12 protein-coding genes are annotated in these 25,988 nt (G+C 34.2%); 9 read left to right on the top strand and 3 right to left on the bottom strand.

From position 1 onward, the window contains the following. Window positions 1-31: 31 nt before the first annotated feature. Window positions 32-1,690, bottom strand: a complete 1,659-nt coding sequence (locus tag AC2TDS_RS11575; RefSeq protein ID WP_484735746.1) for an ABC transporter ATP-binding protein — start codon at window positions 1,688-1,690, stop codon at window positions 32-34. A gap of 799 nt (window positions 1,691-2,489) precedes the next feature. Between AC2TDS_RS11575 and AC2TDS_RS11580 the strand changes: the two genes are divergently transcribed. From AC2TDS_RS11580 to AC2TDS_RS11600, 5 genes are all read left to right on the top strand, one after another. Then, complete coding sequence (locus AC2TDS_RS11580; RefSeq protein WP_484735747.1) at window positions 2,490-5,078, top strand: GEVED domain-containing protein; 2,589 nt, start codon at window positions 2,490-2,492, stop codon at window positions 5,076-5,078. Window positions 5,079-5,428: 350 nt separating this feature from the next. Next, on the top strand, window positions 5,429-8,905 hold the full coding sequence (locus AC2TDS_RS11585) for a M4 family metallopeptidase (RefSeq protein ID WP_484735748.1): 3,477 nt from the start codon (window positions 5,429-5,431) through the stop codon (window positions 8,903-8,905). Between the two features lie 230 nt (window positions 8,906-9,135). After that, window positions 9,136-9,771 carry a hypothetical protein gene (locus AC2TDS_RS11590; protein WP_484735749.1) on the top strand — a complete coding sequence of 212 codons (636 nt, stop codon included), beginning with the start codon at window positions 9,136-9,138 and terminating at the stop codon, window positions 9,769-9,771. Window positions 9,772-9,918: 147 nt separating this feature from the next. Then, window positions 9,919-14,202, top strand: coding sequence for a GEVED domain-containing protein (locus AC2TDS_RS11595; protein ID WP_484735750.1), 4,284 nt, complete (start codon window positions 9,919-9,921; stop codon window positions 14,200-14,202). 76 nt (window positions 14,203-14,278) lie between these two features. Next, a complete protein-coding gene (locus AC2TDS_RS11600; RefSeq protein WP_484735751.1) occupies window positions 14,279-16,138 on the top strand; it encodes an ABC-F family ATP-binding cassette domain-containing protein in 1,860 nt (619 codons plus the stop codon). 39 nt (window positions 16,139-16,177) lie between these two features. Here AC2TDS_RS11600 and AC2TDS_RS11605 read toward each other — a convergent pair whose 3' ends face one another. Further along, window positions 16,178-17,206 carry an isoaspartyl peptidase/L-asparaginase family protein gene (locus AC2TDS_RS11605; protein WP_484735752.1) on the bottom strand — a complete coding sequence of 343 codons (1,029 nt, stop codon included), beginning with the start codon at window positions 17,204-17,206 and terminating at the stop codon, window positions 16,178-16,180. Window positions 17,207-18,306: 1,100 nt separating this feature from the next. On the opposite strand from AC2TDS_RS11605, the gene AC2TDS_RS11610 reads away from it, so the two are divergent. The 3 genes from AC2TDS_RS11610 to amaB all read left to right on the top strand — a co-directional run bounded on the left by AC2TDS_RS11610 (window position 18,307) and on the right by amaB (window position 24,231). Continuing rightward, window positions 18,307-18,717, top strand: coding sequence for a helix-turn-helix domain-containing protein (locus tag AC2TDS_RS11610; protein WP_484735753.1), 411 nt, complete (start codon window positions 18,307-18,309; stop codon window positions 18,715-18,717). A 138-nt stretch (window positions 18,718-18,855) separates the two neighbouring features. After that, a complete protein-coding gene (locus tag AC2TDS_RS11615) occupies window positions 18,856-22,050 on the top strand; it encodes a M4 family metallopeptidase (RefSeq protein ID WP_484735754.1) in 3,195 nt (1,064 codons plus the stop codon). A gap of 639 nt (window positions 22,051-22,689) precedes the next feature. Further along, complete coding sequence (amaB, locus tag AC2TDS_RS11620) at window positions 22,690-24,231, top strand: L-piperidine-6-carboxylate dehydrogenase (protein WP_484735755.1); 1,542 nt, start codon at window positions 22,690-22,692, stop codon at window positions 24,229-24,231. A 69-nt stretch (window positions 24,232-24,300) separates the two neighbouring features. On the opposite strand, the gene AC2TDS_RS11625 is transcribed toward amaB, so the two are convergent. After that, complete coding sequence (locus tag AC2TDS_RS11625) at window positions 24,301-24,780, bottom strand: hypothetical protein (RefSeq protein WP_484735756.1); 480 nt, start codon at window positions 24,778-24,780, stop codon at window positions 24,301-24,303. A 70-nt stretch (window positions 24,781-24,850) separates the two neighbouring features. Between AC2TDS_RS11625 and AC2TDS_RS11630 the strand changes: the two genes are divergently transcribed. Further along, entirely contained in the window at window positions 24,851-25,957 is a 1,107-nt protein-coding gene (locus AC2TDS_RS11630; RefSeq protein WP_484738940.1) for an NAD(P)/FAD-dependent oxidoreductase, read from the top strand. Window positions 25,958-25,988 lie beyond the last annotated feature (31 nt).

A 25,988-nucleotide genomic window follows, 5' to 3' on the forward strand; every position in this document is an offset into this window, starting at 1 on the left:
CAATATACCATTAAATTACTTTTGAAAAAAGTCAAATTCCTTTAGGTATTGCGTTAATTAATGTTTTTGTATATGTAGCTTTTGGCGAATTATAAATAGTATCAGCATCGTTGATTTCTTCAATTGCCCCCTTGTTCATTACGATCAATTGATCAGCCATATACTTTACTACCGATAAATCATGAGAAATGAATAAATAAGTGAAGTTAAATTCTGATTTTAATTGGTTTAGCAAATTTAGAACCTGTGCTTGAACTGAAACATCGAGTGCAGAAACAGATTCATCACAAATAATGAGCTTAGGTTGTAATGCAATAGTTCTGGCAATTCCTATTCTTTGACGCTGTCCACCAGAAAACTCATGCGGATAACGATAAAAATGCTCTGGTGCTAAACCTACTTTTTCAAGCAATGTTAAAACGTATTCTTTGCGCTCTTTGTTAGAACTCAAAATGCCGTGAACTTTCATCGGTTCAATAATAGCTTTTCCTATTGAAATTCTTGGGTTTAATGAAGAAAAAGGATCTTGGAATATAATTTGAATCTCTTTTCTTAAATTTTTTAATGCAGCCTTAGAAATATTCGTGATTTCTGTTCCTTTGTACAGTATTTTACCAGAAGTTACTTTCTCTAATTGTAAAATAGCACGACCAAGGGTCGTTTTACCACAGCCACTCTCTCCTACTAGACCCAGCGTTTCACCTTCGTATATTTTGAAAGAAACATTATTAACTGCGGTTATTTTTTTGTTTTTTGAAAACCAAGAAGTATGGGTAATAAACTCTTTTTTTAAATCTATAACCTCTAATAAAGGGGGAGTTTTATAGATTTTTTGATGAAAAGCCTGTCGCTCTTCGTCTGTATATAAGGTGTTGTTAACCGTATTGTTTATAAAATCACTAACCGTAGGTAAAACTTTTAGTCGTTTTTTTACCGTTGGTTTTGAATTAATTAAAGCTTTTGTGTAATTTTCTTTTGGGTGCAAAAAAACAGCGCTAGCATCTCCTTTTTCAATAATACGTCCTTTGTACATAACAACAACTTCGTCTGCAATTTCTGAAACAAGGGTTAAGTCATGAGAAATAAAAATGATACTCATATTATTTTTGTGTTGAAGCTCTTTTAAGAGTGAGATAATCTCTTTTTGAACGGTTACATCAAGTGCTGTCGTTGGCTCATCAGCTATCAGAATTTTCGGATTACAAGCTAATGCCATGGCAATCATAACTCGCTGTTTTTGTCCGCCACTAATTTCATGAGGATACGCATTGTATAGTTGCTCAGGTCGAGGAAGTTTTACCTTTTTAAATAATTCAAGGGTCTCTTCTTTTCTTTCTTTTAAAGAAAGAAAAGTATGTTGTTGTAAAACCTCTGATACTTGAAAACCGCAGGTTAACGTTGGATTGAGTGAGCTCATAGGCTCTTGGAAAATCATAGCTATTTCTTTTCCTCTAATTTTTTGCAGTTCTTTTTGATTACAAGCTAACAAGTTGTCTTTATCATAAATAATTTCACCGCTAACATCAGCATTTTGGGGTAACAACCCCATAATGGCTAAAGAGCAAATAGATTTTCCGCTTCCACTTTCACCAACGATGCCTAAAATTTGATTTTTTCGGATAGAAAAAGAAATAGTATTTACAACAACCTTGTTTTGAAAACAAATGGATAAATTATGAACATGTAACATATGCATTTTTTTGTAAAAATAATCTTTTTAAGCTGAATTATATATTTAGGTTTTGAAATAGCCATAATAACAGCCCTTTTTTTGATTGAAGTATAGCTTCAAAATAAATTTAAAATATATACAGAAGTATAGAAGTCTTTGGACTTGAAGATTTTTCTGAACATCATTGATTTTTAATACATAGCCTGTATTTAACCATAGCAAATAACAGTTAAAAACAACAATGTTTAATATGGCAAAAACAAAGTAATCGGAGGTAGATAATGAGGGCTAACTGGTTTTAATTTAACGAGTAATACAATGCTGATGTTAATTTACCCATTGCAATTGCTTATAGGAAAGGGAGTTCTATAGCTGATACTTTTTAATACTGAATTTTCTTTATTAATTTCATGGTATCATGCCAACGGTTATTTGAAACCTTTTAATGAGTGAAAAGAAATCAATAGGTAACTTCAAATTCCAATCGGTATAAAACAAAAGCATGATTGCAAGGAAAATGGTAGTATAACTTTATCCAGGAAAAGGCATAATCCTCGAGGAGGTTTATTACTCTAGCTATCGATAATACACGTTATACCGAAACTATTTCGTTTATATAACATATTGTTTGTCTGTATTTTATTAGTGCTTGTTTAATTTTTTTAATATATTTGGATAGATTTAACAAAAATCGACATAAAATTTAATTTTTTTAACTATAACCCTTCTAAAAATGAAACGAAAAATTATTTTCGCACTGATGTGCGTATTTGTTACTCTCGCGACCTTTGCGCAACAACAACGGAATTGCCATACAATGAACAATCTTGAATATCGACAATCTCAAGATCCTCTTTTACAAAAAAGAATGCTTGAAATTGAAGAGTTTACTCAAAATAGAGTAAAACAAATGAATAATCTCCAGGGGAAAATTGTAGGAAATGTAATTCAAATCCCAGTAGTAGTTCACGTTATATACAGTAACTCACAAGAAAATATAAGTGAAGCTCAAATACAATCTCAGTTAGATGTTTTAAATGAAGATTTCAGAAGAACCAATACTGATCAAACAAGTAAGTGGTCACAGGCAGCGGATACTGAAATAGAATTCTATTTGGCACAAGTTGATCCAAATGGAAACCCAACAGATGGAATTACAAGAAAATCTTCTACGAAATCTTCTTGGGGCACAAACGATGCAATGAAAAAATCTTCTCAAGGAGGAGTTGACCCATGGGATACGGCAGAGTATCTAAACATGTGGGTATGTAATATCGGAGGTGGTATCTTAGGATACGCCCAGTTCCCTGGAGGAAGCGCTAGTACTGACGGTGTTGTAATGGGACCTCAGTATTTCGGTAGTTCTGACAAGGGCTCAGGATTTTACTTATCATCTCCTTTTGATAAAGGAAGAACCACTACTCACGAAGTAGGACATTTTTTAAACTTACGTCACATTTGGGGTGACGGCGGATGTGGTGTTGATGATTTCGTGTCTGACACACCGGAATCTGATGCTTCCAATTTTGGTTGTTCAACCGGACACACATCTTGTGGGTCTGAAGATATGGTTGAAAATTATATGGACTACTCAGACGACACTTGTATGAATTTATATACACAAGGACAAAAAACCAGAATGCGAGCAGTTTTAGAGTCTGGAGGATCTAGACGTAGCTTAGCGTTATCGGATAAAACAGGAGGCGGAGTCTCTTGTGAATTGGCAGCACCTTCTAATTTTGCAGGTTCTAGTATTAATGATAACGGATTTACATTAACGTGGTCAGCAGTATCAAATGCAGTTTCGTATACGGTTACTGTAAATGGTACGTCAACTACCGTGCCTGGTACTCAAGAAGTGATAACTGGATTAACAGCGGGCTCGCAATATAGCTGCGTTGTAGTTGCAAATTGTGCTGATGGTGGTAGTGGAGCAGCTTCTAGTATCAATGTAACAACCACAGGAAATCAGCCAGTTAATTATTGTGATTCACAAGGAAATAGCGTTGCTGATGAATATATACAAAGAGTTCAGTTAGGGAGTATAAATAATACTTCAGGACCTGGAAATGGGTATACTGATCACACTGATATTTCAACAAATCTTGAAAAAGAAGTTTCAAACACTATTACCATTACGCCATTATGGACAGGAACTATTTATAATGAAGGCTATGGTGTATTTATTGACTATAATAAAGATGGAGATTTTGAAGATTCAGGAGAAACTGTTTGGACGAAATCAGCATCAAAGGATACTCCAGTTAGTGGGTCATTTACGGTGCCATCTTCAGCTGCTGAAGGAGCAACAAGAATGCGTGTGGTTTTAAGATATAATGCAATACCTAGCTCTTGTGGTTCTTATAGTTACGGAGAAACTGAAGATTATACAGTAGTAATTGGAGCAGGTCAAGCAGATACTCAAGCACCAACAGCACCATCAAACTTAACAGCTTCTAATGTTACTCAAACTACCTTATCATTAAACTGGTCAGCTTCAACAGATAATGTTGGTGTAACAGGGTATGATGTGTATCGTGGTGCTGTCAAAATAGCTACAACAACAAATACAACTGCTAGTATTACTGGCCTAACTGCTAACACGGCCTACACATTTTCAGTAAACGCCAAAGACGCGGCAGGGAATATTTCATCTTCGAGTAATGTTGTGAATGTAACAACCTTAGATAATGTACTTGTGTATTGCCCTTCACAAGGTAATAATTCAAGTTATGAATGGATAGATTACGTGTCTTTTGGTGGGATGACGAACAGTTCTGGAAATGACGGAGGATATGAAGATTACACAAACAATGTAGCAACAGTAACTATAGGAAGCACAAGCCAGTTGGTGGTAAGTGCTGGATTTAGAAGTAGTTCATATACTGAATATTGGGCAGTGTGGATTGATTTTAATAGAGATGGTACATTTTCAGATAGTGAGAAAGTTTCTAATGGTTCTTCATCAAGCGCAAACAACCTTAGTTCAGATGTAACGGTTCCATCAAATGCTGTAGCAGGTCAAACTAGAATGCGTGTGTCAATGAAATGGAGAGCAGCACAAACAGCTTGTGAAACATTCTCATATGGGGAAGTAGAAGATTATACAGTTAACATAGTTTCTAGCAGAACGAAATCAGCTGGGATCGCAGGTTTAGAAATGTTGACAAATGAGGCTCGTTCCGATTTAATGACCTATCCTAACCCAGTGTCATCTTTTGTTAAAGTGGAATTACTATCAAGAACCCAAGGAGCAACGTATAAAATAGTTAACGTTATTGGTAGTGTTCTGAAATCAGGAAAACTACAATCTTATTTAGATGTATCCAATTTAAAATCAGGAGTATATATTTTGGAGGTTAATGATGGTCAAAAGTCGTTAACAACTAAACTTATAAAGAAATAAGTATAGTTTAAAATCAGCTAAAAATCCCTGAGAACTTCTCAGGGATTTTTTTATGGTTGATAAAACACCGTATTTATATTATTTTGTAAATGGTATAGCTCTATAAAAGTCATAAACTGTATGTTTAAAACTTATTTTGACAATGAATAACTAGTGTCTATATCTTGCTAGCCCCTATGCTTGTTGAGAATCAATAAGTTGCTTTTAATTAATGTTAGGTTTTATTTTTTTCATCAAAAAAATAAATATATATTTGGGGGCATTTTAACAATTTTTTTATAAAAAATATAATTTTTTTGTTAAAATTGTGGTATTTGATTAATATAAACAAACTTAAAAACCCTTCTAAAATGAAAGACAAGTACATTAAAAATGTATTGTTGTCAGCTTTTTTATTGTCTGGAGCATTTACAATAAATGCACAAGACACGGATAAGTTAAGGCACATTACATTTGAAAAAACCTCAAAAATTTCTTTACAGGAAGCTCCGGCTTTAATTAAACAAAAACTTAAATTATCATCTAATGATAACTTGTTAAAAGTTAAATCTAAAGTAGATGACTTAGGTTTTACACATGAAAAGTACCAACAAAAATTTAAAGGACTTAAAGTAGAATTTGCTACATACACAGCGCATGCCAAAAATGGTACGTTAAAAAGTATGAATGGTGAGTTATACGATGTTAAAGCAGTGAACATCGTTCCTAAATTAACTAAGAACGCGGCATTTCAACGAGCAATATCGCATACAGGAGCTGAAGCTTATTTATGGGATAACCCAAAAGAAGCTAAAAGCTTAGGTGACTATAAGAAACCGGAGGGTGAATTATTAATTCTTCCAGCAAGCGTTATCGGTAAAAAAGAGGCAAAATTGGCCTATAAATTTGATATATACGCTACGAAGCCATTAAGCAGAGGGTATTTATATATTGATGCTCATACAGGAGAAGCACTCTTTTTTAATGCAATCATTAAGCATTTAGATGAACATGCACATTCTTCAAAGAATTTAATAACAATTGAAGATATAATTGATAAAAAGATAGCGATACCTAGCGCTCCTTTAGCTACTGGTAATGCAGCGACTAGATATAGTGGAACTAGAACAATAACTACCAGAGTAATTGGTAATAGTTATGCATTAAGAGACAATACTAGAGGTAATGGAGTTAACACATACAATAGTGGTGGTCAAAGTAGTTACCCAACAACAAATTTTACCGATGCAGATAATAATTGGACAGCAGCGGAATTTGACAATTCAGCAAAAGACAACGCGGCTTTAGACGCGCATTGGGGAGCTGAAATGACGTATGATTATTTTCAAGCAGAGCATAACAGAAATAGCTACAACGGATCAGGAGCTGCAATAAACAGTTATGTACATTACGGCAATGCCTATGACAATGCATTTTGGAATGGTAGTGTAATGACCTATGGAGATGGTTCTTCTAATGGAAACGAAGGAAATGGGTATTTTGACGCATTAACATCTATTGATGTAGCAGCTCATGAAATTGGACATGCGGTTTGTTCTAGTACAGCTGATTTAGCATACCAAAGAGAATCAGGAGGTCTAAACGAAGGTTTTTCTGATATTTGGGGAGCTGCAGTTGAGCACTTTGCAAAAGGAAATGGAAATGATGCAGCACCAGATGCTTCAGTATGGTTAATTGGTGATGAAATTGATAGAAGATCAGGTTCAGTAGCATTGCGTTCTATGAGTGATCCAAATGCTAGAAGTCAACCAGATACTTACGGAGGAACTTATTGGCAAGAACCAAATTGTGGAACACCAACGCAATCTAACGATTACTGTGGAGTGCATACAAATTCAGGAGTTTTAAATTTCTGGTTTTACATATTAACAACTGGTGGATCAGGAACAAATGACAATAATGATTCATATAACGTTTCTTCTATAGGAATGACTAAGTCAGCTAAAATTGCATACCGTACGGAAGTAAATTATCTGTCGTCAAACTCTACTTATGCTGATGCAAGAGCTGGATCTATTACTGCAGCAACTGATTTATATGGTTCGAACAGTAGTGAAGTAATTTCAGTAACAAACGCTTGGCATGCAGTAGGAGTTGGTGATGCATTTTCTCAACCATGTGCTTTGGCAGCACCTTCTAATTTTGCAGGTTCTAGTATTAATGATAACGGATTTACATTAACGTGGTCAGCAGTTTCTGGAGCGGCTTCTTATGAAGTTACAGTGAATGGTGCAACATCAACTGTAAGTGGAACATCTAAAGTAGTATCAGGTTTAACAGCAGGTGCAAGTTATGCGTGTGTTGTTACTGCGAACTGTTCTTCAGGAGGTAGCGGAGCATCTTCGAGTATAAATGTGTCAACTACAGGTACACCACCGCTTAATTACTGTACATCTAAAGGAAATAGTGTAGCAGATGAATATATTCAACGTGTACAACTAGGAAGTATAGATAATTCATCAGGAGGAGGAAATGGGTATTCAGACCATACTTCAGTGTCTACTAATTTAGAAAAATCAACTTCGCATACCATTACCATTACTCCATTATGGACAGGAACTATTTATAATGAAGGCTATGGCGTGTTTATCGATTATAATAACGATGGCGATTTTTCAGATTCAGGAGAAACTGTTTGGACAAAATCAGCATCAAAGGATACTCCTGTTAGTGGAACATTTACAGTACCATCGTCGGCAACGGAAGGAGCAACTAGAATGCGTGTGGTATTGAAGTATAATGCAACGCCAACAGCATGTGAGGCTTCATTTTCTTATGGAGAAGTAGAAGATTATACAGTAGTAATTGGAGGATCTCAGCCAGATACACAAGCGCCAACAGCGCCAAGTAGTCTTGCTGCTTCAGGTGTTACTCAAACAACATTATCTTTAAATTGGTCAGCTTCAACAGATAATGTGGGGGTAACTGGTTATGATGTATATCAAGGTTCAAGCAATATAGGATCAGTAACAGGAACTAGCTTCAATGTAACAGGATTAACAGCGAATACTTCTTATACGTTCTCTGTAAGAGCAAATGATGCGGCAGGTAATGTGTCGTCGTCAAGCAATCAGTTAAGCGTAACAACTTTAGGAAATGTAGTTAGTTACTGTGCATCAAAGGGGAATAACTATTCGTATGAATGGATAGACTATGTATCACTTGGTGGAATGACAAACAGCACTGGGAAAAATGGAGGTTATGGAGATTTTACTTCGAAAGTAGCCACAGTTGCTCAGGGAAGTTCAAATCAAATGTATGTTAGCGCAGGATTTAGAAGTACTGCGTATAACGAATATTGGGCTGTTTGGATTGACTTTAACCAAAACGGAACTTTTGATAGTAGTGAGAAAGTAAGCTCTGGATCTTCAACTAGTTCAAGTAATTTGTCGATTACAGTAGATGTACCTAGTGGTGCTTTATTAGGGCAAACTAGAATGCGTGTATCAATGAAGTGGAATGCTTCGCAAACAGCATGTGAAACATTTTCATATGGAGAAGTTGAAGATTATACGGTTAATGTTGTCTCTTCAAGCGTAGCTAGTTTTAATACGACAGCTAATATGATGGCCAACGCGGAAATGTTGACAAATGAAAGTATATCAGACTTATTAGTATATCCGAATCCAGCTAAAGATGTGATTCAGGTGAAAGTAGCAGCTAGACATGAAAAAGCAGCATATAAAATTTTCAATGTAATTGGAAGTGTTGTAGAATCTGGTAAGTTAACACCAAATTTAAACGTGTCTAATTTGAAATCTGGAGTATATATTTTAGAGGTTAATGATGGTCAAAAATTATTAACAACTAAGCTTGTTAAGAAGTAAAAAAGGAATAAAATAAAAAAAATGAAATTGATTAAACCCCGAGTAATACTCGGGGTTTTTTAGTAATCTTAATAGGTTTTTTTAAAAGCGATTTTTAAGTGTTATTTTTTTGTTAAAAAAAATAATGTATATTTGGCACTGTTTTGACGAAAATATTAACAATTTATGAGCTTTAGTAGTAAATAAATAGTAATAAGTTAAAAACAAGATTAATTAAAACCCTTCTATAAATGAAACACAAGTACTTTAAAAGTCTTGTAGTGACGAGTGTATTAATTGGATTAAATATCCAAACGCTAGTGCAAGCACAACCGAGGCTAGAGGTTGAAAAAATTCCTAGCGACTATCGTTTAGAGAAACTTCAAGTTATGAAGCATAACCTTAAAAAAAATGCTTCAAAACAGACACAAAACACGTTACAATTAACAAAAGAATTTAAAAGTAAAACGAAGCCTTCTGCTAAAATCATAAGTTTTATAGAACCACAAAGGGTGATTACTATAAAGCCTTTCGATTTCGGAACTTTGAGGCTTAATTTGGTAAAACCAAGAAAAACCAATCACCTGCATACTGAGACTTCAGTAAGGGTATACCAAGCAACACAGCGAAGAATCACAGCCATAGGTAATGAAAGCCAAGTAAATACCGTACTTCAAAAATATGATTGGGCAGCTAGAAACAACAGTTTTTCTGCAGCGGATCATACAATAATCAATGAATGGCATCAAACTGAATGCATAATAGCATCATCAAGTTTGATAATTAATGTTTTGGTAGCCAACACGCACGCAAATATTGACATAAACCAGCTCGTGGTTTCCGTACCAAATAGATCAACTTATCAATCATCTAGAAATAATTTTTGAATTATATGCTCGAGTATGACTTGTAACAAGGATATCGAACAAATAGTTTATAACAAAAATTGTTAAAAAGAGAATACTGAGAATTTATTTATTAACGGTACAGTGAAGGTTTAAGCTTTACTGTATTTCTAAACATCCTACTATAATATGAATAACAAATTTAAAATTCTAATCAGTGGTTTGTCAGTGGCAGCCATATCTATTGTTGGTTCTAGTTATTGGAAGAAACAAAGTGTTTCTGATGAATTAGCAGAACAACGAAAAAAACATACTACTTTTGTAAAAGAAAGCCCCTTGAATGAATCATTAAAATGGGGAAAAAAGGAAAGAAAACTTAAAGGCTTACCACCAAATAGGTATTATGACCAAATGGAACTTCTTACCATGAACCCTGCTACTGGGGAAATGGAAGACGGAAGCTTAGTAAAATTAAGAGAAGATTTATTAAAGAGCAGAACTTCTAAGGGGTCAAATTCACATCAAAAAAACCCAGGAGAAGTTGATAATGAATGGGAAGAGAGAGGACCAAATAATGTTGGAGGTCGAACTAGAGTGATTCTGTTTGATCCAAATGATTCTTCAAATAATACCGTATATGCCGGTGGAGTAAGTGGAGGCTTATGGAAAAACACAAATATTTCCAATGTAAACTCAGAATGGGAACGTGTTGAAGATGTTCCTGGGAATTTATCGGTAACCTCGTTAACTGTTGATCCAAGAGACTCAAATAAGTGGTATGTAGGTACAGGAGAGCAATATACGGCTGGAGATGTAGTTGGTAATGGGGTTTATGTTACTACAAATGGAGGAACAAAATGGACTGCAATTTCTATCCCAGCTGCTGGAGATGCAGTTATAAATTATAACGAAAGTAACGTCTTCTTGTCAGGAGTACACTTTGTGAATGATATTTTAGCTTGGGACAATGGAGCGTCAACAGAATTATTGGTAGCAGTAGGTGCTCATGTTTATGGAGATTCTTCAAGCCCGAGAAATTGGTTAGGGTTGCAATCTGCTGGTTTGTATCACTCTACAGACAATGGAACTACTTGGAGTAGAATAGAGTCAACTAACATGAAGTATACATTTGGAGCAAAGGATTATTATTACATACCAAATGATTTAGAAGTAGGAGCTGATAACAAAATATGGATGGGAACTATTGAGTCTGCACTTGGAGAAGGTGGAGGAAGAGTATACAGTTCTACAAATGCATCTACATGGTCTGCTGCTGCTGCGTCACCTCTAACAAATTCGAATAGAGTTGAATTAGAAACGTCAGAAACAGATAAAAATAAAATTTATGCCTTAACGCAAGGAACAACATCTGGAGCTCCTGTGCATATTTTTAAAACAACAAATGGTTTTGCTACAGTGAGTGAAATGTCATTACCAAACGATGCAGATTTAAGCATTCCTAGTAACGATTTTTGTCGTGGTCAGGCGTTTTATGATTTAGTAATTGAAGCTGATCCATCAGATGATGAGACGTTGTATGTTGGAGGTATTGATTTGTTTAAGTCTACCGACGGGGCTTCATCTTGGACACAACGATCTAAATGGTCTAATAATAATAACTTGGCAAACCTTAATGTTTCTGTTGTTCATGCCGATCAACACTCTATTGCATTTGGTAATAATGATGCTTCAAAGATGTTATTTGGTAATGATGGAGGTGTTTATTATTCAGCAAATTCAGGTACTAGTATCAATGCGAGAAATAAAGGCTACAATGTAACACAGTTTGTAAAGGCAGGAATAGGACCGGACGGATCGGGAGACACAGATGGTATTTTTAGTGCTGGTGCACAAGATAACGGAACACAAGGTTTTAGAAATGCTGTTGCAGGAGTAAATAGTTCGTCAGAAGTATCTGGAGGTGATGGTTTCTATACGTTTATTGACAAAGATGGCGATTATATGATTGCTACCTATGTAAATAACGTGATTTATCGATTTAACTTACCTTGGAATGGTTTAAGCAGAATGGACGGAGGTTCTACTACTTTAGTAAATGAAAGCAATACTGGAGATTTTGTAAACCCGATGGGATATGATAGTCAGGCAAATCGGTTATTATCAAATGCTTCAACAGATACTGGATATTCAATAAAAAGTGTAAATGTAGCGTCAAACACAAAAGGAAACATTACAAATGTATTACTAGACGCAAGTCCAACAGCCTTTAAAGATTCTCCTTTTGCAAATAATACATGGTATGTTGGGTTATCTAATGGAAAATTAGTAAAACTAACAAATGTTACCAATAGTAGCGCAACATGGTCAAGTATAACAACACCTTTTGTAGGGTCAACTTCTTCTATTAGATTTGGAGAAACAGCGAATGATATTTTTGTAACAATTCATAATTATGGAGTAACAAATGTATGGGCAACATCTGATGGTGGAGCAAACTGGGTTAGTAAAGAAGGAAACTTACCAAATATACCAGTAAGAGACTTGTTACAAAACCCATTAGATAGAACTGAAGCAATTATAGCAACACAGTTAGGGGTATGGTCAACATCAAACTTCGATGATACAAACCCTAATTGGACTCAAGCGTATAATGGAATGAGTGATGTTAGTGTAACGTCTTTCGATTATTGGAATGTGAGTGGAGATCATGTTACAAATAAAATCATTGCATCTACCTACGGAAGAGGTGTGTTTACTGGAAGTTTTACGAGTAATGCGGTTGAAGACATAGAAGCTCCATCGGCTCCTACAAATTTGTCGGCATCTAACATCGCACAAACAACTTTAACTCTTAACTGGACAGCAGCGACTGATAATGTAGGGGTTACGGGTTATGATATATACTTAAATAACAATAAAATTGGAAGTGTTACAGGAACTACTTCGAATATAACAAGTTTAGTAGCAAATACAACATATAGTTTTTCTATAAAGGCAAAAGATGCCGCCGGTAATGTATCTGCTATGAGTAATGTAATAAATGTAACAACACTGGAAGAGTCGATAACATATTGTACCTCTAAAGGAAATAGTGTTGCCGATGAATATATTCAAAGAGTGAGACTAGGAAGTATTGATAATACATCAACAGGAGGAAATGGGTATTCTGATTTCACGTCTATTTCAACGAGCTTAGAGAAAGGAACATCGAATACAATTACTATTACTCCAAGATGGACTGGTAGCACGTACAATGAAGGTTATGGTGTTTGGATCGACTATAATAAAGATGGCGATTTTTCAGACGCAGGTGAAACCGTTTGGACCAAGTCAAGATCTAAAACAACCCCTGTAAGTGGTACATTCACAATACCTTCTTCTGCTGTAGAAGGAGAAACAAGAATGAGAGTTGTAATGAAGTATAATGCAACTCCAACGGCATGTGAAGCGTCTTTTGCTTATGGAGAAGTTGAAGACTATACTGTAAATATTATAGCGACTGTTGCTGATACACAAGCGCCTACAGCACCTAGTAACCTAAATGCGTCTAACATTGCGCAAACAACATTGACGTTGGCATGGACAGCTTCAACAGATAATGTTGGTGTAACGGAATATGATATATATCAAGGAGCTAGTAACATAGGAAGTGTAACAGGAACTACTACCAATATTACTGGATTAACTGCAAATACAGCCTATACTTTCTCGATAAAAGCAAAAGATGATGCAGGAAACGTATCTTCATCTAGTAATATATTAAACGTAACTACTTTAAGCAATGTAGTTTCTTACTGTAGTTCGCAAGGAAACCGTTCGACTTATGAATGGATTGATAATGTAGAATTAGGTGGAATGCAAAACGCAACTGGTGATAATGGTGGATATAAAGATTTTACTTCAAAGATCGCAACAGTATCACAAGGAAGTTCTAATGAGATGATTGTAAGTGCTGGGTTTAGCGGTAGTTCGTATACTGAATATTGGTCTGTTTGGATTGATTTTGACCAAAATGGTACATTTGACACAAACGAAAAAGTAGTAAGCGGATCTTCATCAAGTGCTAATAATTTAACAGCAACAGTTGATGTTCCTTTAAATGCATTAATTGGACAAACAAGAATGCGTGTTTCTATGAAATACAATGCAGCTTCAACGCCATGTGAAACATTTAACGATGGAGAAGTAGAAGACTACACCGTGAACGTTGTTAGTTCTTCTTCCAGCGCAGCAGGGGCAACAGCATTTAATAATGCATTTGCTGAACCATTTAGTAATGACACGGAAAATAGCTTAACAGTGTATCCTAACCCTGCCGTTACGAATGTAGTGGTAAGATTTGGTAACAATGAAAACGTTCAATATAAAATAACAAATACTATCGGTCAGGTTGTGTTATCAGGTGAAACTGTAAACAATACCGTTAATATAGCAGATTTAAAAACTGGAGTTTATTTACTAGAAGTAAACGATGGACAAAAAGCAATAACAACAAAATTAGTTAAGAGATAACTTAAAAACCCTTCTTTCTTATTAACTAATGTATGCCCTGAGCTTTTGCTCAGGGTTTTTTAATTATTTTTGCTGAATGAATTATTTATCGGTAGAGAACATATCAAAATCATATGGAGAAAAAGTCTTGTTTCAAGACATTTCTTTTGGAGTAAACAAAGATCAAAAAATTGCTTTTGTAGCAAAAAACGGAAGTGGTAAAACTTCAATTTTAAATATTATGGCCGGTTTTGATACACCAGATACAGGTCAAATAATTAGCAGAAAAGGAATTCATACAGCTTATTTAGCACAAGACATGAAGCTTAATGAAGAGTTGACAATTGAAGAAACTATTTTCTCTACAGAAAATAAAATATTGCCAATAATTCAACAATACGAAGAAGCCTTAAAAAATCCTGATGATGAAGAAGTATATCAAAAAGCTTTCGAACAAATGGAACAGCATAATGCTTGGGATTTTGAAACACAATACAAACAAATATTATCCAAACTAAAATTACATAACTTACAACAAAAGGTAGCAACACTTTCTGGGGGTCAAAAAAAACGCTTAGGTCTAGCGATAATATTAATAAGTAAACCCGATCTATTAATTCTAGATGAACCAACAAACCATTTAGATTTGGAAATGATAGAATGGTTAGAAGCCTTTTTTGCAAAGGAAAAGATAACCTTGTTTATGGTGACACACGATCGCTATTTTCTTGAACGAGTATGTAATGAAATTTTAGAATTAGAAAACGGAAGGTTATATAAGTATAAAGGAAACTATTCTTATTACCTACAAAATAAAGAAGAAAGACAGGCCTTAGAAGCCACGAATTTAGGAAAAGCAAAAAGCCTATTTAAAAAGGAATTGGACTGGATGCGTCGCCAGCCCAAAGCACGAACCACAAAATCAAAGTCTAGGATTGATGATTTTTTTGAAATAAAGCAAAAGGCTCACCAACGAAGACAAGAACACCAAGTACAACTAGAAATTAATGTAGAGCGGTTGGGAAGTAAAATAGTAGAACTTCACAAATTGAAAAAATCGTTTGACGACAAGGTTATATTAGACGGCTTTGAGTATGTTTTTAAAAAAGGTGAACGCATAGGTGTTATTGGTAAAAACGGATCAGGAAAATCATCTTTTCTTAACATTCTAACCCAAAAAGAACCCTTAGATGGGGGTAAGGTAGTCGTTGGGGAAACGGTAAAATTTGGATATTATACACAAAAAGGAATTCAAATAAAAGAAGGGCAAAAAGTAATTGAGGTCATAAAAGAATTTGGCGAGTATATTCCATTAACAAAAGGAAGAAAAATTTCTGCAGGACAACTGTTAGAACGATTTTTATTTGACAGAAAAAAGCAATATGATTTTGTTGAAAAATTATCAGGAGGAGAACAAAAACGCTTGTACTTATGTGCAGTATTAATACAAAACCCTAACTTCTTAATTCTTGACGAACCTACAAACGATTTAGATGTGGTAACCTTAAACGTCTTTGAGAACTTTTTATTAGACTACCCAGGAAATCTAATCGTGGTATCGCACGACCGCTATTTTATGGATAAAATAGTAGATTCATTATTTGTGTTCAGAGGTGATGGACTAATTGAAAATTTCCCCGGAAATTACTCCGATTTTAGAGCTTATGAAAGCTCACAGCCTGCCCAGCAAAAAGAGAACAAAAAAGTGGCTGTAAAACAAGAAAAAGCACCTAAAAAAGGAACGTTGAGCTATAATGAAAAGAGAGAATATGGACTGTTAGAGGGTGATATAGAAAAACTACAAAAAAAGAAGGAAAAGATAGAGTTTCAGTTTGCAAATAATGAGATAAACCCCAAAGAGATAAATGAAATATCTTTGGAGTTACAAGATATCATTGATAGCTTAAAACAAAAAGAAGAGAGATGGTTTGAGCTATCAATCAAACTAGAAGGATAGTGCTTAATTATAAATTGAAGATAATTAATAATTGGTCGATTAATTTTTATAGATCTTAACAATGAGCTCTTCTTTATCATTCATGGAAGCTCTATACATTCCTGCAGTATTGAACTCAAAAACTATTGCGCCGTTTTTATCAATAGCGATAATACCGCCTGTGCCACCAAGTTTTGTGAGTTTGTTTTGTATAACATCATAAGCAGCTTCTTTCAAAGAAACTTTTTTGTATGCCATTTGAGCCGAAATATCATGAGCAACTACTCCTCTGATGAAATATTCGCCCCAACCAGTTGATGAAACTCCACAAGTGTTATTGTTGGCATACGTGCCGGCGCCAATTATTGGTGAGTCACCAATTCTATTCCAACGCTTATTGGTCATGCCTCCAGTTGAGGTTCCAGCCGTAATATTCCCATGCTGATCTAAAGCAACACAGCCAACGGTACCAAACTTACTGTTTTTAATGTCAGAATTATAAAAGCTAGTTTTTTCTTTATTCTTAATAGATTGAAGTGATTTAAAACGTCGTTCTGTATAAAAATAACTTGGATCCATTAGTGTTAAGCCTTTTTCTTGGGCAAAAGTTTCGGCCCCGACACCCGATAATAAAACGTGATCTGAATTGTTCATGACTTCAATAGCTGCAGAAATAGGGTTTTTAATAGTGGTTACACCAGCGATGGCACCAGCATTTAGGGTTCTACCTTCCATAACCGAAGCATCCATTTCGTTGGTTTCATTGCTCGTAAAAACAGATCCTTTTCCAGCATTAAAGAGTGGAGAGTTTTCCAGAACATGAATTGATGCCTCAACAGCTTTAGTACTAGTACCTCCGTTTTTTAATATAACATATCCAGCCCTTACAGCTTCTTCTAGTTTTTCTTTATAAGATGTTTCTGTTTCCTGAGTCAAATTTTCTTTTAAGATTGTACCAGCCCCTCCGTGAATAACAATGGCAAATTTTGTCTTTGTAAAGGTTTGCTGGGCTTTTGAATTTTCGTTGGTATCAGTTTTACAACCTGTAATGACCAATATGAGTAATAGGGAAATTGTTAGCTGTTTCATTAGTTGAATATTTAGGCGGTTTATAATGTTCTAAAGTATTAATTTTTATAATATAACGAGTAATATTCAGATTCAACTTACCATCAATAAATGATGAAGCACGCTCCTTAAACACGATTTATGCGTTGGAATTATGGAATGAGGCTTGGTATAACAGTAAAAGAACTATTTATATTGTGTAAAGTAGTACCAACGGCGAAATCAAAAAACATAGTAAAATCTTTTTTACTTATTAAGGGCATGATAGGTTATTTGACGGATAGTTGATGTACAAAATAACGATCGGGAGTTATACTAGTTTTGTTCATTTTTAGTATAAAATTAAAGGAGTTGTTTGTTTTTTCTTTTTTAAAGAAAGTAAAACTAAAAAAGGTTAACTTTCTTAGGTTGTTGATTATCAACTATTAAATATCAAAGCGATTTATGTCATGTTAAATTCATACTATTTCATTAGTGGTATTCAAACACTGCTGATAACACTTATATTATTTCTTTACAGATCAAAAAAAGGGAAAGTTAATAAATATTTAGGGTATTTCTTTTTGACTCTTTTTATAACAATGATCAAAATAATATTGCTTAAATCATATGTGAATAACCTCTTTTTTTTTCTTCCTTTTGACTTTAATTTTTTGACCATAATTTTCCTGTTTTTCTACGCTACAGAAACAGCAGGGGTACAAATAAAGAATAAACTCAGTTATTTAATATTAGGCATATTTGAAATCATATTTTTTACCGGGATATTCTGTATTATTTGGATAACCCCTAATTTTACTGAAGTGCTTTTTAAAAGTAATTTAATGGATATCTATATGATTCTATCTACGTTATTCATAGCTTTTTTCTGTATAAAAATCATTAAGGTTAACATTGTTCATAAAAGAAACCTTGCCAAATATTATAGAGACACAGATTACAGAACCTTACATTGGCTAACTGTTTTTTGTTTTGTTTGTATAACCCTAAATTTTTTAGGTTTTTTTGGGCGTTTTTTATTCTTGTATAACCTGGAATTTCAGTTGTTTACTGAAATAATTTTCTTAGTTTCTTTATATTACATAACCATAGCAAGTATAATTCAAATAAATATTAATAATGTGATAGATCATACTAAAGATCCCATAATTTGCAATGATATTGAGCTAGTAAATGTTTGTAGAAAAATAGAAGGTCTAATGTTAGAAGAAAAACTGTATTTAAACCCATCTTTAAATTTATCGGTACTCTCGAGTCATGTTAAAATACCAGACCGTTTAATTTCAAAATCTATTAACCAAATTAAACAAATAAATTTTAACCGGTTTGTACATGAGTTTAGAATAGAAGAGTTTAAAAACTTAGTGGATAAGAAAATGTACAAAAAATACAGTATTGAGGCTTTAGCTCATGAAGTTGGATACAATTCTCGTGCATCATTTTATAAGAATTTCAAAAATATTGTAGGGGTTTCTCCGGCAGATTACATTGAGAGTATCGATAAACGAAACATGAAACCTCATTCCAAATAAAGGTAGTTAGAAGACGGCATGTTTTTAAGGTCTTGTTTTTTTTGAACTGTCTCTAATCGTGTTTGTAGACAGTGTTTTGTTGATGTAAATCTTGTTTTTGTTGTTCTTAGCGGTTTTTAACTTAAAACCTTTCTAAAAATGGAAACAAAACTAACTAGATTTTTAATCATTGTTTTTTTATCAATGATAAACGGAATGTCGTATTCCCAAAGTAATATTACGATTCTTCAAAAAGGAGAGAACGGTCTAGCACCCCGGTATGTTCAAATTGCACAACAGCACCAACCAAACATTAATAATTCTCAAAATTTTTTGCGCAAAACATATAAAATACCTGCTGAATATACTTTTAAAGAAGTTGGAACAGAAATAGATGAACTAGGAATAACACATTTGAAATTACAGCAGTATCTATATGGATTACCAATTGAAAATGCGTTTTATTTATTGCATGCCCGTGAGCATAAAATTTTTTCGGCAAATGGTGAAATTTTTAAAAATTTACCAAAAACTGATGAAAGTCTGTTAAGAAAATCAAGTCTCACGCCAGAACAAGCCCTAACCTTTGCTAAACGTGAAATGAAGGGCAAAGTTTTCGCTTGGAATAGAGAGCAGTATAAGGCAACTACTAATCATAACAAGGCTGATTTGGTGTATATTTCTATAGAAAATAGTTTAAATGTTAACCAATTAAAGTTAGTATATAAATTTGATTTGTATACGGAAGAACCTTTTGATAGAAAGAAAGTTTATATTGATGCTGCAAATGGAGCCACTATATTTTTTGAGGTTTTAAAGCACTCGGCTTTTCCAAGCGAGAAGAAAGAATCAGATAAACACGCAATCAATTGCAGTGGAAAAAAGAATGAAGCATGGGTTGCTGGTTCAACACAAACTGGGTTTTACGGAACTAAGAACATTACAGTTTCTGGATCATCAGGAAGATATACAGCTACACAAACTGGGAATAGAAATATTTCCATTACTAATTTAAATGGAAACAGTATTGGTTTTGGAAGCACACCTCCATCAGGTGGAACAGTTATTTCGAGTAGCACACCTAGTGGTTTTGGAAGTGCTGGTAATGAAGGATATTATATGGCTGCTTATTGGGGAGCAGAGCAAACATGGGACATGTTCAAAGGTGTTTTTGGAAGAGCAGGATATAATGGCGCTGGTGGTAAAATAAATATTTTTGTTAACGGTTCTGGTCAAGGTGCTAGTAATAATGCTTTTTGGGTTGGATCTTGGACCTATTTTGGAAATGCAACTAGTGGAGCCCCTTTTACACCACTTGATGTTGTGGGGCATGAAATTGCACATGGAGTAACGCAAACATCTGCGGGATTAGTCTATAGAAACGAGTCAGGAGCGATGAACGAGGGCTTCAGCGACATTTTTGGTTGCTACGCCGAATACCATGCTTTCGGTAGAATTGATACCAATGTATGGACGCTAGGTGAAAACATCTCTTTTCAGCGTTCATTATCAAACCCAAAGCAATACAATCAACCAGACACTTATAAAGGAACAAATTGGTATTCAGGATCCGGAGATAATGGAGGGGTGCACACTAATAGTGGGGTTTTAAATCACTGGTTTTATATTTTGTCTCAAGGAAAACAAGGTAGTAATGATGCAGGGAGTTCTTATAATGTAAAAAGTATTGGAATTGAAAAGGCTGGGCAAATTGCCTATCGAGCTTTAACACGGTATTTAACTTCGAGTTCAAATTATTCTTCAGCACGAAACGCTGTTATTAATGCGGCAACCGATTTATATGGGGCTAACTCATGTGAGGTAGTTGCGGCTACAGATGCAATGTATGCGGTAGGTATTGGCGCAAAATATTCAGGTACTGCGTGTAGTGCGTCTGACTGTTTAGCTGTTGCTAATGTGTTGGTATCTAATATAACAGAAACAACTACGGTGGTTAATTGGACACCAAAAGCTGGGGTTTCTAGCTATAGGCTTGAATATAAAAAAAACACGTCAAATAATTATGCTCAGGTTGCTGTTAATGGTTCGTCAAGTACGTTATCAAATCTTGATTCGGACACAAATTACCAACTAAGAATCACCTATACCTGTGAAGGGAATTCAGCGCCCTATTCATCCATAGTTTCTTTCAGAACAAAAAGTGATGTAGAGCCACCAAATTGTAATGCAGTTACTGGGGTGCTTGCTTCAAATATCACAAAAAATTCAGCCGTAATTTCATGGAATCTTATAGCTAATGTAGCCTCATATGTCTTTGAATACAAGAAAGCAACGAGTTCCACATATCTTATAGTAGAGGCTAATGAATCTACGATGTATTTAGAAGAATTGTTACCGGCTACTACTTATCAAGTTAGAATGAAATACAGTTGCGATGGAAATGATGATGACACTGGCTGTGATGGTGTTCCTGCGTATCAATCATATCCATCAATTTATAATGCTGGAGATAAGGTTGTATACAACGGAAGGAAATATGAAAGCCTTGCAGATAATCTGTATAATATTCCACCGTCAGGGAATTCCCATTCCTATCTATGGAAAGATGTAGGTTCTTGTTCTTCAAGTAGAACGACGGAAGTGTTAGAATCGCCTTATTCGCAAGTTCTCACATTTACTACATTAGATGATAACACGGATATTTGTGATGCTGTTGATCAATTAGTGGTGTCAAACACCACTGCAAACAGTGCTGATATTTCTTGGTTATCTGTTTTAGATATTGAAGAATACGAGTTAGCGTACAAAAAAGCATCTGACAGCAATTATAAGTTATTAAATATTTTAGGTACTAGTTATTCACTAGCTTCCTTGTCATCAAACACATCATATGACGTGAAGGTTCGTTATACTTGTAAAACCGGTAGTAAAGCTCCATATTCTTCTACTCTTAATTTTACAACAAAACAAAACTCGGATGGCTGTAATGGCATTCCGGCTTATAGAGAAGGAGTTTTCTACCAAGCAGGCGATAGAGTGTCTTATAATGGCTTTATTTTTGAAGCTGAAATTACAGTTTGGTGGTCACCAAGTTATGGTTTTTGGACCAATTTAGGGTCGTGTACAAGCACAAGTAGAAAACCCGAATTCACAATAGTGCCAAATCCAATTAAAGGAAATATCGTTACGTTACTATTTGACACATTAGATGCTGATGCTGAAATTCAAATATCAGATTATTATGGAAATGTTTTGATTGAAAAACATATAGCATTATCTGCTTTTAAGAAGAACAATGATTCGTCTGTTCAGCTAAATATTCCAAAATTAAAACCAGGTGTTTATGTGGTAAGAGTAAACAAATCAACCTCAAAAAAGCTAATAATTGAATAGGGGGGAGCATTTGATATAAAAACAATATATTTTCAACCTGAGCTCCATTTATTTTATTTCCACAGAAGCCTTAGTAATAGTGAGGTTTGGTTTAAAAAAGCCCGGGTTATATCGTTGACAAATTGAAATTACTGTAAAAGAAAATAGGCGTTTTATTACGGTAATTTCAATTTGTAAACGGTATTAACTTTTTAATTAAAAGTTTTTTAAGTAAAGATTGCTGTTTATCAGGCTTTGTTCTATTAATTTTGTTTTTTCTTATGCAGTATTATGATTTTTCGAATTACTAATAGTTCGTAAAAACCATGCCTAGTCTAAGAAAATCAAGTTTAACTGTGAGTGTAAGATACATCGAGTTCAGGTGATTATAAAATGAGTCAATCTAAGCTAAATAGAGAGTGGTTCTATATGGTAAAATCACTATGTGAGTTTCCTAACTTTTTTCTTAAAAGAAACCATTAACAAGACAATTTTTGTTTTATAGATGGTTTTTGTGTGTTTATAGTAAGTGTTTTGTTGTTTTTATAACACAAAGATATAGAAAAACACAAAATACCTAGTTATGTTTAATTTTATATCTTCTTTTTATTTGTAATTTTGTTACCGTAAAAGTACAACGATAATTAAATTATAAAATAAATGACTGATTTTGGAATTGATAAAGCGTTCAAAGAATTAAGCTTACAAGAAATTAACGAAGGAACTTCAACAGGTTCTGTAAATTTTTCAAATGGAGAAATTATAGAGTCATATTCTCCAGTAGATGGTAAATTAATAGGTAAAGTAAAGGCTTCTACAAAAGAAGATTATGAAAAAGTGATGAAAGCTGCAACGGAAGCTTTTAAAACTTTTAAAGTAATGCCAGCACCTCTAAGAGGAGAAATTGTACGTCAATTTGGTGAGAAATTACGTGAAAAGAAAGAAGCTTTAGGAAAATTGGTTTCCTATGAAATGGGTAAATCATATCAAGAAGGTCTTGGTGAAGTTCAAGAAATGATAGATATCTGTGATTTTGCGGTTGGTTTGTCACGTCAGTTACATGGTTTAACAATGCACTCAGAGCGACCAGGACACAGAATGTATGAGCAATATCACCCATTAGGAGTTGTAGGTATTATCTCTGCATTTAATTTCCCTGTTGCAGTTTGGGCTTGGAATACTGCCTTAGCTTGGATTTGTGGTGATGTTTGTGTTTGGAAACCATCGGAAAAAACACCATTATGTGGAGTCGCTTGTCAAAATATTATAGCAGAAGTATTAAAAGAGAATAATTTACCAGAAGGAATTTCATGTTTGGTAAATGGTGACTATAAAGTAGGAGAGTATCTTTCTAAAGATACTAGAGTTCCTTTAGTATCTGCTACCGGATCAACTCGTATGGGTAAAATAGTAGCGAAGGAAGTGGCAGGACGTTTAGGAAAGTCATTGTTAGAATTAGGAGGAAATAATGCAATTATAGTGACTCCTGATGCAGATATTAAAATGACAGTAATTGGAGCGGTTTTTGGAGCAGTAGGAACAGCTGGTCAACGTTGTACATCTACACGTCGTTTAATTATTCATGAATCAGTGTATGATAAAGTAAAAGAAGCAGTTACTGATGCCTACAAACAGTTACGTATTGGAAACCCATTAGATGAGAATAACCATGTAGGTCCATTAATCGATAAAAATGCGGTTGAAATGTACGAAGCAGCATTAGAAAAAGTTGTTGCTGAAGGAGGTAATATTGTTGTAGAGGGAGCCGTTTTAGAAGGAGAAGGATACGAGAGTGGTTGTTATGTTAAACCTGCAATTGCTGAAGCTTCAAATGAATTTGAAATAGTACAGCACGAAACATTTGCACCAGTTTTATACTTGCTAAAATATTCTGGTAGTGTTGAAAATGCTATTTCGTTGCAAAATGGAGTGGCTCAAGGGTTATCGTCAGCAATTATGACAAATAATTTACGTGAAGCAGAGCACTTTTTATCACAAGCAGGTTCAGACTGTGGAATAGCAAATGTTAATATCGGAACATCAGGAGCTGAAATTGGTGGAGCATTTGGTGGTGAAAAAGATACAGGAGGAGGACGTGAGTCTGGTTCTGATGCTTGGAAAGTATATATGCGCCGTCAAACAAATACAATTAATTATACAGCAGATTTACCCCTAGCACAAGGGATTAAGTTCGATCTATAACAAGTATTCATAAATAAAAAAAGCCGTTTGAATTTAATTCAAACGGCTTTTTTTATTTCTCTGCTAGGGTTATTGCATAAAAATATTTTTCCCTTTTTTAATGTTTTCAATTTTTACGTATTTAATTTTAGCGCCTTCTTTATAGCTTAAAACAGCTTCGTTCTCCTTTAATTTAAAAGGAAATTCTTCTTCTGTTTTTGGTGGTTTATTACCATATTCTTTTGCCGAATTCCTATGTAATTGTAAATCGTACTTATTATTTTTGCTTTTGGCATGGTATCGGCCAACTATGTAGCTTTTGTTCATCTTAGTCTCAACAACAGCCTTAACTTTCCTATTCATGAAGTATAGTTCTTCAAAAGCTATTTTTTTGGTAGCAGAAAAAGAAATTATTAGATCGGTGCTGCCTGTGCCAGGTCTCCCTCCAATAATATGTGTAAAAGTAGCTTCTTTTAAAATAAAAGGAGGTTTTTTTTCAAACTGTAAGCTTCCACATTGAGTAAAACCGATAGTTAAAACTAGAACACTTAAGAGTTTCATTGTTTTCATTTTATTTTGTTTAATTTTATCGAGTTCAAGTAATATGCCAAAGTACTAATTTATTATGAATAATAAAATGTTGAATTATAGTTATTGGGAATTGAAAGAATGGTTTTTTAATATTGATTACACGATTGTAGGCAGTGGTATAGTAGGTTTGAATTGCGCCTTACATCTTAAAAAAAAGTATCCAAAATCAAAAATACTAATATTAGAAAAAGGAATGCTACCACAAGGAGCGAGTAGTAAAAATGCTGGTTTTGCTTGTTTTGGGAGTTTGTCTGAACTTATAGATGACTTGAAAAGTCATTCTGAAGAAGAGGTTTTCAACTTAGTTAAGAAACGATGGGAAGGCCTACATCTTCTGAGGAGTAATTTAGGAGATGAGAAAATCAGTTTTCAACAAAATAATGGGTACGAATTATTTTTAGATACTGAGTTTTACCAAGAATGTTTGGATAAAAAGAAACAGGTAAATAGGTTATTGAAACCCCTATTCAAAGAATCAGTATTTAAAGTAGATGACAATATTTTTAACTTCGAAAATATTCATAATAATTATATCACTAATGTTTTTGAAGGACAGATAGACACGGGTAAAATGGTCATTGAATTATTGAATAAGGTTCAAGCGCTAGGTGTAAAGATTATTAATAATATGAATGTTGAAAGTTTTGAAGAAAAACAAGAAAATGTTCAAGTTAAAACCAATAGGATTGAATTTAATACCAATAAATTACTTATTGCCACAAATGGTTTTGCGAAACAACTCATTAACGAAGAGGTAAAACCTGCTAGGGCTCAGGTATTAATTACCAAACCGATTAATGGACTCGATATTAAGGGAACATTTCATTTAGATAGAGGGTACTATTATTTTAGAAATATTGACAATAGAATTTTATTTGGTGGTGGAAGACATTTAGATTTGAAAGGGGAAGAAACTACCGATTTGAGCCAAACATCATTAATTCAAGATACATTAGAAGAAATTTTACAAGAAACGATATTACCACGAACGGAATTCGAAATAGACTATAGATGGAGTGGTATTATGGGCGTTGGAAATCAAAAAAAGGCCATTGTAAAACAACTTTCAAATAACTCATTTTGCGGAGTTCGTTTGGGTGGAATGGGAGTTGCAATAGGAAGTTTAATAGGAAAAGAATTGGCTGATTTAGTATGAAACTAAAAGAAACCCTCTTTGAACAATGCAC

Source organism: Tenacibaculum profundicola (assembly GCF_057220795.1).

Coding starts and splice junctions, on each gene's coding strand:
- AC2TDS_RS11580 (WP_484735747.1), top strand. CDS start 2,490: ATGAACAATCTTGAATATCGACAATCTCAAGATCCTCTTTTACAAAAA.
- AC2TDS_RS11585 (WP_484735748.1), top strand. CDS start 5,429: ATGAAAGACAAGTACATTAAAAATGTATTGTTGTCAGCTTTTTTATTG.
- AC2TDS_RS11600 (WP_484735751.1), top strand. CDS start 14,279: ATGAATTATTTATCGGTAGAGAACATATCAAAATCATATGGAGAAAAA.
- AC2TDS_RS11590 (WP_484735749.1), top strand. CDS start 9,136: ATGAAACACAAGTACTTTAAAAGTCTTGTAGTGACGAGTGTATTAATT.
- AC2TDS_RS11615 (WP_484735754.1), top strand. CDS start 18,856: ATGGAAACAAAACTAACTAGATTTTTAATCATTGTTTTTTTATCAATG.
- AC2TDS_RS11625 (WP_484735756.1), bottom strand. CDS start 24,780: ATGAAAACAATGAAACTCTTAAGTGTTCTAGTTTTAACTATCGGTTTT.
- AC2TDS_RS11605 (WP_484735752.1), bottom strand. CDS start 17,206: ATGAAACAGCTAACAATTTCCCTATTACTCATATTGGTCATTACAGGT.
- AC2TDS_RS11595 (WP_484735750.1), top strand. CDS start 9,919: ATGAATAACAAATTTAAAATTCTAATCAGTGGTTTGTCAGTGGCAGCC.
- AC2TDS_RS11575 (WP_484735746.1), bottom strand. CDS start 1,690: ATGTTACATGTTCATAATTTATCCATTTGTTTTCAAAACAAGGTTGTT.
- amaB (WP_484735755.1), top strand. CDS start 22,690: ATGACTGATTTTGGAATTGATAAAGCGTTCAAAGAATTAAGCTTACAA.